We start from the raw sequence: 13866 nt of genomic DNA, 5'->3' as shown, positions 1-13866 counted from the left end.
ACAGGGCTAACCATGGGTCAGTTTTAAACCAATTTTCCGGGTTAATTCATTTAATTGCTGTCTTAGATTACGGGATTCGCTTAAGGAGACCGGAGCTTTCAGTTTCTGCCGCAGATATTTTTCCTGCAGTGAAAGTGAATATTCAGATGCCAGTTTATCGGCCATTTCCGGTGCCTGGGTCAGGGCCTGAATATTGGTGCGTTTCATAATTTCCGATAATTCCTGATGATATGCACTGCATGCGCCTAAAATATAATAGGTCGCCAATTCATGGTCATCCGGCAGATCATCAAAAACCCGGTCAAAGGTGACCAGAATCTGTGCCAGTAGTTCACCTGGGTGAATAAAGGCACGCAATACTTCAAAATGAATATATAGAAATGGATGATGCATTAGAATTGCAACAGCAAAATCTTCATCCCGGGTGCGGATATTAAAGGACAGAGAGGCATCCAGGCTGACTTCCGGTTGCCATTTTTTATTGAAGCCCAGTTTCTCCCGAAAGAACTGGCGCAGCAAATAACGGTAGGAACCCTGCTTTGGCAGCAATTCTGTCAGCTGGTTCAATTCGGCCATCACCTGACTTTTACCTTCCGGAGAGGTAATATCGTATTGCTGGCTCAATAAGGCAAATACAAAGTCGGACAGCAGTGGGGACTGTTGCCACAGACGATGAAAGGTTTCAATGCCTTCCTTGCGGATCAGGGAATCCGGATCGTGTTCTTTCGGTAACACAAAGAATTTCAGCTCACGGCCATCATTCAGCAAAGGCAGTGCAATTTCCAGTGTGCGCCGTGCTGCTTTCTGACCTGCGGCATCTCCATCAAAGGCAATGGTCAGCTGATTATGCTGTTTAAACAGGATATTCAGGTGTTCAGTATTACTTGCGGTTCCCAGGGTGGCCACAGCACCGGCCACACCGGCTTGCTGCAGTGCGATGACATCCATATAGCCTTCAACCATCAGCCAGTCCTGCGCTTTTTGCTTGCGTCCTTCATAAAGCCCATAAAGTAACTGGTTTTTATGGAACACCTCAGAATCCGGGGAGTTGATATATTTGGGTTTGATCTCGTCATTCAGGGCACGGCCACCAAAACCGACAATACGGCCCCGGGCATCGCGGATGGGAAAAATAACCCGGTCACGTAACAGGTCAAAATCACGCCCACTGTCACTGGAACGGATTAGCCCCACCAGTTTCAGGCCTTCAATATCCTGTGGAAAGGCTTTTTCCAGGTGTTGCCAGTCTTCGGGTGCATAGCCCAACCGCCAGAATTGCAGGGTTTCAGCACTGAGTCCGCGTTTTTTAAAATATTGCTGTGCGGTCTGACTGTGTGGTAGCTGACGCTCATAAAACTGTGCGACGTTTTCCAGCAGATCGTAAAGATTACCTTCCTGGGCTGCCTGTGCCGGGTCGGTGGCATGCTCAGATACGGTGGAATAATCTTCCAGTGGATGGTGCTGAAAGGTTTCGAATGGATCGATAGGGGCGGCGGCCGGAACAGATTGCTGTTGTACCGGTTGTACCGTCTGTGGATGGTCCGGTTCTGCAGGTGGCGTTTCAGCGGGTGCGCGTTTATAGGATAAATGTTTTGAGTCCCGATTATCCTTTGGCAACTCAATACCGGTCTGGCTGGACAGGTCTTTCATGACATCAATAAAGTTACGGTTATCGATGTCCATAAGAAAACGGATGGCATTTCCATTGGCCTGACAGCCAAAACAGTGATAATACTGCTTGTCCTGGTAGACATGAAAAGAAGGCGTTTTTTCCTGATGAAACGGGCAGCAACCCGAGTAGGTTCGCCCGGTTTTTTTTAGTTTGACACGCTGACCGATCAGTTCAACCAGATCGGTCCGATCCAGAATCTGATCTATCGTATGCTGTGGAATCGCCATGGAAGCCGCCCGATTTCAAACTGGAATGAAGTCATTCACTGCAAGTTTAACCCAGTTTGCAGTTTAAAAATATCCATGCATAAAAAAGACGGGAAAATCCCGTCTCTGGTTTGTATAGCCACATGCAAATTAAGGGCTACATTTCTTTAAATCCGATATCCAGAGCCTCACAGATGGAAATATTCTGTTGACTTACAATATTCCTGACTTTCCTTTTCAGTACAGACCATGCCTGTTCAATCGGATTCAAATCAGGGCTATATGCCGGAAGGTGGGCGATTCGTACATTATACGTTTCAGCAAGCTGTTCTATTTCCCGGCCTTTATGAATGGATGCATTATCCAGGATTAAAAGATGCCCTGACCCGGATAAATTCTGAAATAAATACTCAAGCCATCCGGTAAAACTATCCATAAAACCACCATTTGCCCATTCATTGCATTTTTTTATGGTGCATGAATAAGCAGACAGATTACAACTCTGCGCATATCGCTTAAAATTGGTAAAAACATCCTGCTGAAAGACAAGGGAATCCACCATGAATTCCCTTATTGTTTAACTGTCATAAAGTATTACAATTTATGGGGTGGACTTACCGATCAAACCACCCATAATTATAAAAAACTGCTTAAAAATAATCAGCATGCCGAACATGATCAAGCCATTGCACATCCACGCCGAAATGGACCGGCTCGGGCTGAGTGCCCGCAACCGCAGCCTGCACATCCAGTTCTCAGACCCGGTCCTGAACCTGCAGCTGTTCCTGCAGCGCATCGACGCCGGACACGCCCTCAATGCCGGACTGAAGGCCGAGCTGCTGTGCCTGTCCATCAATGCCCATATCGAACTGAAACAGCTGATCGGCTGCCGGGTGGCGGTGGACACGGTAACCGACCTGGGGCAACTGCACCGCATCAGCGGCATCATCACCGGGGCGGAAGCCGGCCAGTCGGACGGCGCGCTGAGCATCTACCGGCTGCAGCTGCAGGATGCCACGGCACTGTGGGAAAAACGCCGCAACAGCCGGGTGTTCATGAACAAAAGCGTACCGCAGGTGGTGGAGATCCTGTTCCGGGAATGGCAGCAGCGCAGCCCGCTGTTTGCCGCGTCACTGCAGCTGGACACCCGGGGCCTGAGGGAGGATTACGACATCCGGCCCTTCATCATGCAGAGCATGGAAAGCGATGCGGCATTCATCCAGCGCCTGCTGATTTCCGAATCCATCAACAGCCTGATTGACGAAAGCGAGCCGGTCCCGGCAGACGTGACCAGCCCGATCCAGCCGCAGCTGCTGCGGCTGATTGACGACAACCGCCACTACCGCGCACTGATGCGGGGCAGCATCCGCTACCACCGCAGCGATGCCACCGAAGCCCGGGACAGCATCGACAGCTTCAGCGCACAGCGCAGCCTGCAGCCGACCGCAGTCCACATCCAGCGCTGGCAGGCGGAAGGCCTGTACCGGCAGGACGGCAGCGGTTCAGTGCAAAGCCTGCATCAGCACTCGGCCCAGCACAGCGTGGCCCGGCTGGGCCTGGAGGATGCCCGGCAGGATAGCCCGGCGTGGACAGCGGACCTCAACGGAGACGACGGCGCCACCCGCGCCGGCAACAGCCAGCCGGAACGGCTGAACCTGCACCTCAGCCGGCTGCACGAACTGCGGGCAAAACAGTTCACGGCAGAGGGCAGCGTCCGCGATGCCCGGGTGGGCTACTGGTTTGAACTGGAACACCACCCGGAACTGCAGCGGCATGAGCGGTCCGAACGGGAACTGCTGATCACGGCAAAAAGCCACTGGCACGAAAACAACCTGCCCAGAGCACTGCAGCAACAACTCAATGCCTTACTGACCGACCGGGAACGGCATACTCACAACAACAGTACCGCTCCACAACACCAGCGCAGCCGGCTGAGCCTGATCCGGCGGCAGATCCCGATGGTGCCGGAGACTACGACGCCCGGCAGCAGCCGGTGGCGCATCCGCAGCGGGCCCGGGTGGTGGGTCCGAAAAGCGAGGAACTGCACACTGACCGGTGGGGCCGCATCAAAGTCCGCTTCCTGTTCACCCGTGAAGACGACCATGCCCATGACGGCGGTGCCGGAACCAGGGACAATGACAGCGACTCCGCCTGGGTGGATGTCCTGACCCCGTGGGCCGGGGATGGCTACGGAGCACGCTTTCTGCCGCGGGTTGATGAAATCGTGGTGATCCAGTTCTTTGACGGCAACGTGGACCGTCCCTACGTGGCCGGACGTCTGAATGAAGGCCATCGCTCCCCGACCCGCTTTGACGGACTGGGCCAGCTGCCGGACACAAAAAAGCTCAGTGGCATTCGTTCTAAAGAAGTTGGCGGCGAAGGTTATAACCAGCTGCGTTTTGATGATACGACAGGGCAAATCAGTGCCCAGTTACACAGCAGTCATGCTGCAACCCAGCTGAATTTAGGCCATTTAAGTCATCCGAAAGACAAAGCTGAAAGTGAGGGTCGTGGTGAAGGATTTGAACTGCGGACGGACCGGTGGGGGGCGATCCGTGCGTCAAAGGGAATTCTTTTATCTTCAGAATCATCAGAGCAAGCGCAAGGCGAGCAATTAAGCAGATCCAGTATTCATGAAAATCTAAAGTTTCATAACGAAAGTAATCAATATTTTAAAGAACTTGCGTCAGCTCATGAAGTTGATGAACCTGACCTGGAATCACAAAACTCTCTTCTGGAAAAGGTTGCACAGTGGAATGAAGGTTCAGATGCTTTGGTCGCTTTACATAGTGAATCGGCCATGGTGTTCAACAGTAAAGAGAACATGCTGCTCGAAGCAAAACAAAATATTGATGTCAGTACACCGAAAAATCTTCAGTTCTTTACGGGTAAAAGCTGGATTGCAAAGGCACTGGATAAAATCAGTATTTTTGCAAAACATGCAGGGATCAGGATTAAATCCGGTGAAGGTGATGTGGACGTCACAGCACAAAAAGGAAAAATGACATTATCTTCTAAACAACAAATGCATGTGTATTCACTCAATGACCTTGTAAGAGTGGAAAGTGGAAAAGGTATTCTCATTACATCAGGTGGTGGTGGATATATCAAAATCGAAGGTGGAAATATTGAAATTGGCTGTCCGGGTCTGATGGAACTTAAGGCAGGCCAGGTAAAAATCAGTGGTGGCGCATCACTTTCCAGTCAGCTTCCAGCAATGCCTGAGTTGAAATCCAGCTATGACGAGCATTTTATTTTGTACTATCCAGATGGAGCACCTGTAAAAAATCTTAAATACAAAATCACGGCGGAAGATGGGCAGATTTTTGAAGGGGTTTCCGGTGAGGATGGTAAAACGGATGTTTGTACAAAAGACGTAATGGCCGTACTGAATATTGAAGTATTTCCGCCTGAATAAGGAAGAATTATGGGATGTAATATATGAAATTATTTAAGAGTATAATTCTTTGTTTATTTACAACAATGTCTTTCAGTGCTTGTTCAAATGTTGAAAAACAGAAGGAAGGAATCCAGGTGATTGATTATAGTAATCCGAAAAAAGTATGTTTTGGTCGTATAGAAATGACCGTACCGAAAGAAACAGAAGTGGAATATAGTAACTTTAACTACAACGGCAGTGATATTTCAGTCGATGAAAGCATTAAAACTTATGAAGCCTACCAGAAACTCATTAATGATAAGATTCAATATCTAAAAACTGAACCTCACAAAACCGAAGGCGTTTTACTCAAACAGGAAATATCAGGTACGGTTCAACAGGCTGGGCGTTCTACTAGTCATATTATTGTTTATAGACCAACAGAATATACCAAGAGTGCCTTCCTAATGTACGGTTACCTTTATTTACGGCCTGGAAAACTTATCATTTTAAAAAGCGGTGCAAGTAATGATCTTTTAGATGAGGCAATCGCGGAAATAGAACATAATTTAAAGAGTATAAAAATAAGATCAACTCAAGACGAAAAGCAAGCTGGGTTATGCTGGAAAGAATTCTTTATAGTGGATGATATGAGCAGGAACATTCCCTTTACAGGGGGGCATTTGTATTTTAAATTTCCAGGTTATCCGGGTGTACGTGCAAATATAGAGCATAGGGTTCGATTGACCTCAGATATTCCACTAATTGATCTAATGCGGAAAAATCAACAGGAATTGCCTGAAATGTTGAAATTGCATCTCAATATGAAAAATCTGAGAGAACACGAAAAAACCATTCATGGTTTAGCGGGTCAAGAGGTTTTAAATCATGCACATCGACGTGGTCATTTTGAACGTGGTTCAGAACTCGGTGCATGGCAATATTTGGGTTCTTTAGACAACGAAAATGACCCATATATTTATTACACTTTAGTCAGTGCTGTAATGACGGATCCTGATGAACCTTTGAACTCAAATGTCAGTCAAAAAAATTTTTTACGGTTGAATGACTTTATTCTAAATAGTATCCAGGTTTCACCAAATAATAAAAAGGATTAATAACATGGCACAAGCCGTCGTAAAATCGCAATCTGCAACCAGTCCGACCGCAAACAAGATGGGTACAATGGTTGAGGTGCCGTTAAATGACACTATTCCGATTATTTTTATCCCAGGCATTATGGGTTCAAATATTTGTGATTTAGCAGGGAACCCAGTCTGGAGAATCGGAAATAGTGCATTGCCATTAAGTACTGTATGGGATCGTATGCAAAAATCCCCTGCAGTTTTACAAGAGGAATTAGACCCTGAAAAAACCCGTGTAGACACCAGTGGGACAATTAAGGTTGATCCGCGTTTAAAACTGACTGAAAAAACCTTGCGAGAGCGTTATTGGGGGACAGTGCATTGGGCAAGTTATGGTGATATCTTGACTTTTTTACAATTGCATTTAAACAATATTGCTTTAAGCAAACCATCTCCACCTGAAATGAATAAAGTTTCTGGCGATTCAATGGATATGCGATCCGAAAGAATGGCATATGCAAGAAAATTAGAACACTACAATAAAGCAACTGAATATACCGATAACTGGCTTAGTCTTCTGAATAATCAGGAAATCCAGACATGGCACCCTCAACAGCTACCCTTTATTAACATCATACAGAAAGATATCGAGCATTTAAAAGCCTTCCATTTTCCTGTTTATGCCCTGGGGTATAATTGGTTACAGTCCAGTGAAATTGGTGCGGGTATCGTTGCAGAAAAACTCGATAAAATTAAAAAAGAATACGGTGGTCGTTTTCATAAATTTATTGTGGTTACGCATTCGATGGGCGGTTTACTCACACGTCGACTGGTACAACTGCGCGAAAGTGATATTGCAGGTGTGGTGCATGGTGTTATGCCTGCTGAAGGCGCACCTGCGGTGTATCGCAGATTTGTCGCAGGTTCTGTAGAAGGAGCAGGTGCTAAATCATACGCAACAGGGTTGGTATTGGGGAAAGATGCCGAACATACTACCGCTGTACTTGCCAATGCACCGGGTGGGTTAGAACTGTTACCGAATGCAGAATATAATAATCGCCAACCCTGGTTAACCTTGCAAGGCAGGAATGAGCATAATCAATTAATGCAGATAAAACTCCCGACTAAGAATGTTCGCGGCAAGGTTGATCCTTATGAACAAATTTATAAGGCCGACAAAGTCTGGTGGGAGATGGTCAAAGAAGAACTGATTAATCCAGCTCAAAAAGTTAATGCTGAGTATCCCAAATTGCCAGCTAAAGAAGTTTATAAAATTAAAATTGACCTAGTAAAAAAATTCCATGAAAAAATCACCAACAAATATCATCCTCACACCTATGTAAATTATGGCGATGATGCGAAGTTGATCGGTTTTGGGAGTTTAACCTGGACTTTAGACAAGTCTTTAAAAGGGTTAACGCCACAGCAAATCAAAACGTTGCCTCGAGTGAGCAAGAAAGAAATAGATGCTTATAATCATCAGGTTTATAAAGATACAGCATATATGGGACCAGGTGCATCGTCTTATATTAAGGCTAATGTAAAAGAGAATAATGGGTTGCGATATATTAAATTGACAAATGGGAAATTTGGAACGTTTAAAATCTCAGATCAGGATTCAACAGGTGACGGTACAGTACCCTGGCAATCAGGTCGTGCACCTTTGAACCAGGCAGGTGTAAAGCAGACATTTAAAATGACTGGATTTGACCATCAAGGTTCATATAACAATGATCATGTACGACGTTCAGTTTTATATTCAATTGTGAAAATTAGACTTCTTGCGTAAGTCATATTTTAATCATCCAGTTGATAAGCCCTGCAATTAAATTCATTCTTAAGCCAAATCTTCTCCGCCTGTTTCTATATCGTTCACTAAGAATACGAAATACTTTTATTCTTCTATTTAAATGTTCAATTGGAATTCGGCGGCGGCTTATTTCCTTATTGATCAGTTTCGCCTCTGGAGAGAGCTCCTTTTTCTTTAACTTTTTTATTGGAATTAGTAACTTACTGCTTATCTCTTTAAAACCCTTATAAGCCAGATCACCTATAACAAACGCAAAATTCGCTAATTCCTTTGCATGTTTACGGGCTATTGTAAGGTCATGGGTTGTTCCTGGATCGATCTGGATACTGATAATTTGATTCAATTTCGTACTAAAAATAACCTGTGTCTTAAGCGTATGTTTCTTCTTTTTCCCACTATAGTACATTTTCTGTTTTTTTAGGGCGTTCTATTTGTGATTCGGTGACATCAATCAGCACAAAGTCATCATTTTCAATCTCCTGATTTCTCTTCGGTAAAACAAAATGGCGGGATTGAACAAGTGCATTCTCTATTTTCTGAATCGTTCGATTCACATTACTTTCAGCTAAGCCATAATCAGCAGATAATTCAATCTGAGTTCGATATGAGCGTAAGTAATTCAAAGTTAATAGTAATTGATCTTGCAGAGTCAGGGAATGAGGGCGACCGGATTTCTTCTTCGCACGTTCTGCCTCTTCCAAAATGCTCAACATTTTAGAAAATAAAGGGCGCGGAACTCCAACCAGACGTTTAAATTCCAGATCATCAAATCGCGTTAAATTTTCATATTTCATTCTCAAATTATAAACCCATTTTATACTTTCGCAAGAAGTCTATTATTAAAGATAATAATATTCAGCCGAAGTTTAGATAAACCTGGATGTGTGTGAAAATTAAAAACTTCTGCTGACTTTCCGGTGCAAATCTTCTGAATATATTTTGGTAATAGCAGGCAATCCAAAAGGGTTTACCTATTGTAGCTCAAAAAATATATCTGGCTATACGGAATGATTATTCAGCCTGATCCGTCTCTGTTTCACTGCCTGGTTCAACTGCAGGTATTGATGTAACAGGCGTCGCGGGAGCCGCCTGTTGCTCAGACTGAGGCGTCTGAGGAATGCTGGCGGGTTGAGCATTGCTTGATTGAGTGCTGGCCGGTGCTTCGGGTTTGTCCAGCAAACCCAGACTCAGACGGTTTAACCAGCTGTGCCTGGTCGCAGAAGAGGATTCCTGAATGACGGATTCATCTGCTTCATTTTTGGCACGTTCGCCTAAAACGCCCAGTGTGGCACGATTCCACCAGCTGCCTTCCTTACGTGCAGCACGTAAATTGACTTCGCCATTGGATTTGACCAGATCCGGATAATTCAGTTTCAGCATTTCAATATATTGCTGTGATGTTGCCTTATCGCCCAGTTTGTCGTAACCCAGCGCCATGGTGGCCAGGGCTTCAGGAATCTGCGGCGTCTGCGGATAATGTTCAATGACCCATTGCGAGCGTTCAACAGCAGCCAGCCAGGCTTTCCGTTTCAGGTTGAAACGGGCTGCATTCATCTCACTTTCCGCCAGTTCCTCTCCGATATATTTCATACGCTGAGCGGCATCCACCGCATATTGACTGCTTGGATAACGACGGATGAAATCCACAAAATTCTGGTAAGCAAGCTTTAAGTAACTGACATCACGGTGTGACTGCTGTAAAGAGGTATAGCGCAGCAGGCTGTCGTAGTTTTGCTCCATATTGGCAACACCGCGGATGTAATAGGCGTAGTCCGTATTGGGATGCTGAGGATTCATCCGGATAAAACGGTCTGCAAGCGCAATGACGCCTTCATAGTCCTTTTGCCTGAATTTGGTATACAGTAATTCCAGTTGAGCCTGCTGAGCATATTGTCCGGTCGGATAATAGGTATCAAGCGCTTCAAGTGATTTTGCTGCGTCACTATATTGTCCACGATTCAATGCTTTCTGAGCTTTATCAAAATAAATCTGCTCACTGGATTGTGGACCGGTATCAACAACTTCCTTCTTAGGATTGCTGCTACAGGCCACTAATGCAGTTGCTAAACTTAAAGATACAGCAAGCATCGTAACTTTATAACGTGGTAGCGACATAAAAATTCCTCTGTTTATACGGGCAATAGGCTACAATTGCACTATTAAACCACTTTTGTCCGAATGAGCAAATGACTTCAGCACAATCTTCCAATCCTGATTTCTCAGAACACGATTTCAATTTATCTGAAGATTCTGAGGATGCAGATAATCATACTTCAGCTGTGACTGCAACACGTTTATCGTTGCAATTTCAACTGGATGAAAGCTATCTGGGACAACGCATTGATCAGGTCGCGGCATTGGTCTGGAACGAATTTTCCAGAGAAAAACTCAAGCAATGGATGAAAGACGGCCATTTGTTGGTAAATGGTAACATTACCAAGCCCCGGTACAAATGTGAAGGCAATGAATTACTGACACTTGAGGTGGAACTGGAAGCGCAGACTTCAGCCCAGCCGGAAAATATTCCATTGGATATTATTTACGAAGATGACGACATTATGGTCATCAATAAACCAGTGGGCATGGTGGTCCATCCGGGGGCAGGCAATCCGACAGGAACCCTGGTCAACGCCATTTTGTACCATTATCCGAAAGCCGCTGAACTGGCAAGAGCCGGTCTGGTGCACCGTATCGATAAGGACACCAGTGGTCTGCTGGTGGTTGCAAAAAATCTGGAGGCACAGTTTTCACTCAGCAAGCAACTGGCTGATAAGACGGTCTATCGGATTTATGATCTGATCAGCTATGGCAATATTATTGCAGGTGGCATGATTGATGAGCCGATTAAGCGTCATCCGGTGGATCGTATCCGAATGTCCGTGTTACCGGGTGGCCGGGATTCGGTGACCCGCTACAACGTTAAGGAACGCTTTCAGCACTTTACCCGTGTCCAGGCTCAGCTTGAAACCGGCCGGACCCATCAGATTCGGGTGCATTTTACTTATATCGGCTATCCACTGGTGGGGGACCCGGTTTATGTCAGCCGGGTTCGGGTACCGGCCGGAGCATCGGAAACACTCAGCGATGCGCTGCGTCATTTTAAGCGTCAGGCCCTGCATGCATCCAGGCTTGGTCTGGTGCATCCGCGTACCGGCGAAGAAATGATGTTTGAAGCGCCGTGGGCGGATGACTTTACGGAACTGGTGAATGTGTTGCGTGCTGAAAATAAAGCATATTAATGGTTGTTGATCATATCGGTTCTGTCGGTGCGGCTTTGCAGGTTTAAATCAACTGGAGACAGCCTATGCAATTTGTTCAGGGATTACCGGAAGGAGTATATGCAGGCCAGACCCGGATTCAGCATCCACAGGCTCAGCCTGCTGAAAAGGCGGAACTGACCGGGTTTAACCTGGCGTTGCATGTTCAGGATAACCCGCTGCGGGTACAACAGCACCGGATGGCGCTGTTAAATGAGTTTTCTGAATATGGGGTCAGTCAGCTGACGTGGATGAATCAGACCCATAGTACGATGTGTCATGGCATTAATGAACAAATGCCGTTTGAAGCCTGGACGGGGGATGGCCTGGTGACGCAGTCCCACGGGCATGCCCTGATGATGATGACGGCCGATTGTCTGCCTGTGATACTGGGCAATGCCGAGGGCTCGGAGGTGGCCAGCCTGCATGCAGGCTGGCGTGGCCTGGCCGGAGGAATCGTGGAAAATACCCTGAATGCCATGAAAACCGAGGCCAGCTGGGCATGGCTGGGGGCCGCTATAAGTCAGCCCTGTTTTGAGGTCGGGGCAGAAGTCAGAGAAGCGTTCTGTTCAGGCTATGCTGAACTGACCTCTGCTTTTAAAGCCGGCGAAAAGCCCGGGAAATACTATGCTGATCTGTATGCCATCGCCCGCTTTATTTTAAGGCGGCAGGGTGTGGAAACCGTGCTCGGTGGAGATCAGTGTTCCTGGCGGCAGAATCAGGATTATTATTCTTACCGTCGTAGTGCTGTGACCGGTCGTATGGCAGCCTTTGTGTTTATACGCTGAATTAATGTTAAACTTGAGCGAAATCCTCTGTCTTTGATGAATATGTCACACTCTCCCAGATCCCTTGCCATTGTTTACCACAGCCCATTTGGCCATACCGCAAAAGTTGCTGAATTTATTGCGCAGGGAGCGCAGAACATGCAGGTTCAGGTTCAGGTCATGAATATTGAACAGATTGACTGGGATGTGCTGGATCAGGCAGATGGATTGATTTTCGGATCTCCGGCGTATATGGGAAGTGTAACCGGCGCCTTTAAATTATTTATGGATACCACCTCAAAACGCTGGAAAGATCGGACATGGCAAGGCAAACTGGCGGCTGGATTTACCAATTCCGGTGGTTTGAGTGGTGACAAACTTGCGGTATTACAGCAAATTAACCTGTTTGCCATGCAGCATGGCATGTTGTGGGCCGGCCTGCCTTTAATGCCGACCGGTATACAACCGACAGATCTGAACCGTCTGGCGGGCTTTCTGGGACTGATGACCCAGTCTGATAATGCACCTGTGGAGATTACCCCGCCTGAAGGTGATCTGAATACTGCGCTCTGGTTTGGGGAATATATTGCAGCCATGCTCTATCGGCTGAATTCAGGCCAGTAAGCTTTTTCATATCAAGTGATATTTTAATTTCAGCAAAGTAAACCGGGCTTCAACAGCATCCGGAAATGATGGGTCATGCTTGCAGACGGATTAGTCCGGTATTCAAAAGAACTGCGGATGTTTTCAGATAAAGTTGCCAGGGCGTGTTCTCATTTCATTTAACGAAGCAAATTAGTCTGTATTTTGTTTAATAAAGCAGCAATTTGCTCATTAAATATTCCATCTGAAGCATGTGAGCAGTCATTTTTTAAGCTCATTTACCAAATGAGGACAGCCCCCTGGTCATTTTTTACTTAGAGAATCTTTTAATTCTGGATTGTGTTCATAAATATTTTTTTGAATTAAGAAGATGTTACTCATTGCTTGAGCGATAAGAAGAATATTTTCTCTGTTTTCCAGTTCCGGTGCCATCTGGATTTTATGTGTAATTTGATATAAAATTATAGATGCTTGATTTAATTCTGAATTTATCTTTTCTAATAAAGTCATTTTGTGCCATCTTAAGGCTATAGGGGTTTTAATTATATTTGATTAAAACCCCTTTTTTAGATAGTTTTTGCTTTGCCTAAAATATTACGATTTTTAAAAATAGTAATACCAATAAGCAAAATGAATGCCATGTTTCTGCATATGGATGACCGTTCGTTAATAAAACAGTGCAACCGGGTCGGGATGGCGCTGCAACTGCGGAATTCTGCCTGGATGAATCGGAATATTACAATTGATAACAGTAATCCAGCGGTGAACCCTGTTGCCGTTTTTCGCTGAAATGTGTGGCTAAAATCAGCAAAATATATGCTTTATCAAAAAGTTTGACTGTCAGGTCATTATAAAAATCAGCCTGGATGTCATGTCGCGGGAGCCGGCAGTTTTTTTGTGCTGAAATTTATATTTTAAAATTAATTATTTTATTTTCATTTATTTATCTGGTCATTGCCGGCTGGTATTTATCCATCAATATCGGGTTACAAAATGCAGCAAAACAAAATGTTTTTATTATTTTGCACACAAAAAGTTTGAACTGGTTTACTTTTTTGAACATAAATACTAATATTGTCACACCATT

10 protein-coding genes and 1 pseudogene are annotated in these 13866 nt (G+C 45.4%); 6 read left to right on the top strand and 5 right to left on the bottom strand.

Going from position 1 to position 13866, the window contains the following annotated elements; genetic code table 11:
• Positions 1–6: 6 nt before the first annotated feature.
• Positions 7–1899 carry a CHC2 zinc finger domain-containing protein gene (locus ACT6PV_RS10560; RefSeq protein ID WP_445116323.1) on the bottom strand — a complete coding sequence of 631 codons (1893 nt, stop codon included), beginning with the start codon at positions 1897–1899 and terminating at the stop codon, positions 7–9.
• 136 nt (positions 1900–2035) lie between these two features.
• Entirely contained in the window at positions 2036–2440 is a 405-nt protein-coding gene (locus ACT6PV_RS10555) for a transposase (RefSeq protein ID WP_445116322.1), read from the bottom strand.
• Positions 2441–2552: 112 nt separating this feature from the next.
• On the opposite strand from ACT6PV_RS10555, the pseudogene ACT6PV_RS10550 reads away from it, so the two are divergent.
• The 3 genes and pseudogenes from ACT6PV_RS10550 to ACT6PV_RS10540 all read left to right on the top strand — a co-directional run bounded on the left by ACT6PV_RS10550 (position 2553) and on the right by ACT6PV_RS10540 (position 8131).
• Positions 2553–5296 (top strand): annotated as a pseudogene (locus ACT6PV_RS10550) (type VI secretion system Vgr family protein).
• A 23-nt stretch (positions 5297–5319) separates the two neighbouring features.
• Positions 5320–6375: a T6SS immunity protein Tli4 family protein gene (locus tag ACT6PV_RS10545; RefSeq protein WP_445116321.1), complete on the top strand. Its 1056-nt coding sequence runs from the start codon at positions 5320–5322 to the stop codon at positions 6373–6375.
• A gap of 4 nt (positions 6376–6379) precedes the next feature.
• Complete coding sequence (locus ACT6PV_RS10540; protein ID WP_445116320.1) at positions 6380–8131, top strand: esterase/lipase family protein; 1752 nt, start codon at positions 6380–6382, stop codon at positions 8129–8131.
• A 1-nt stretch (position 8132) separates the two neighbouring features.
• On the opposite strand, the gene ACT6PV_RS10535 is transcribed toward ACT6PV_RS10540, so the two are convergent.
• Positions 8133–8946, bottom strand: a protein-coding gene (locus ACT6PV_RS10535) for an IS5 family transposase (RefSeq protein WP_445114676.1) whose coding sequence is annotated in 2 segments (ribosomal slippage) — positions 8133–8565 and positions 8564–8946 — 816 coding nt in all. Because the reading frame shifts where the segments join, the coding sequence is not laid out codon by codon here.
• A 217-nt stretch (positions 8947–9163) separates the two neighbouring features.
• Positions 9164–10267, bottom strand: coding sequence for an outer membrane protein assembly factor BamD (locus ACT6PV_RS10530; protein WP_445116319.1), 1104 nt, complete (start codon positions 10265–10267; stop codon positions 9164–9166).
• Between the two features lie 71 nt (positions 10268–10338).
• Here ACT6PV_RS10530 and rluD point away from each other — a divergent pair, with 71 nt between their 5' ends.
• From rluD to ACT6PV_RS10515, 3 genes are all read left to right on the top strand, one after another.
• A complete protein-coding gene (rluD, locus tag ACT6PV_RS10525; protein WP_445116318.1) occupies positions 10339–11391 on the top strand; it encodes a 23S rRNA pseudouridine(1911/1915/1917) synthase RluD in 1053 nt (350 codons plus the stop codon).
• Between the two features lie 65 nt (positions 11392–11456).
• Entirely contained in the window at positions 11457–12197 is a 741-nt protein-coding gene (gene pgeF, locus ACT6PV_RS10520) for a peptidoglycan editing factor PgeF (protein ID WP_445116317.1), read from the top strand.
• A 42-nt stretch (positions 12198–12239) separates the two neighbouring features.
• Positions 12240–12800 (top strand): flavodoxin family protein, encoded by a 561-nt coding sequence (locus ACT6PV_RS10515; protein ID WP_445116316.1) that lies wholly within the window; start codon positions 12240–12242, stop codon positions 12798–12800.
• A 282-nt stretch (positions 12801–13082) separates the two neighbouring features.
• On the opposite strand, the gene ACT6PV_RS10510 is transcribed toward ACT6PV_RS10515, so the two are convergent.
• Complete coding sequence (locus ACT6PV_RS10510; protein ID WP_445116315.1) at positions 13083–13289, bottom strand: hypothetical protein; 207 nt, start codon at positions 13287–13289, stop codon at positions 13083–13085.
• Positions 13290–13866: the final 577 nt, after the last annotated feature.

The organism is Acinetobacter sp. WZC-1, from assembly GCF_052544965.1.
This window is presented reverse-complemented; position numbering and strand designations above follow the sequence as displayed.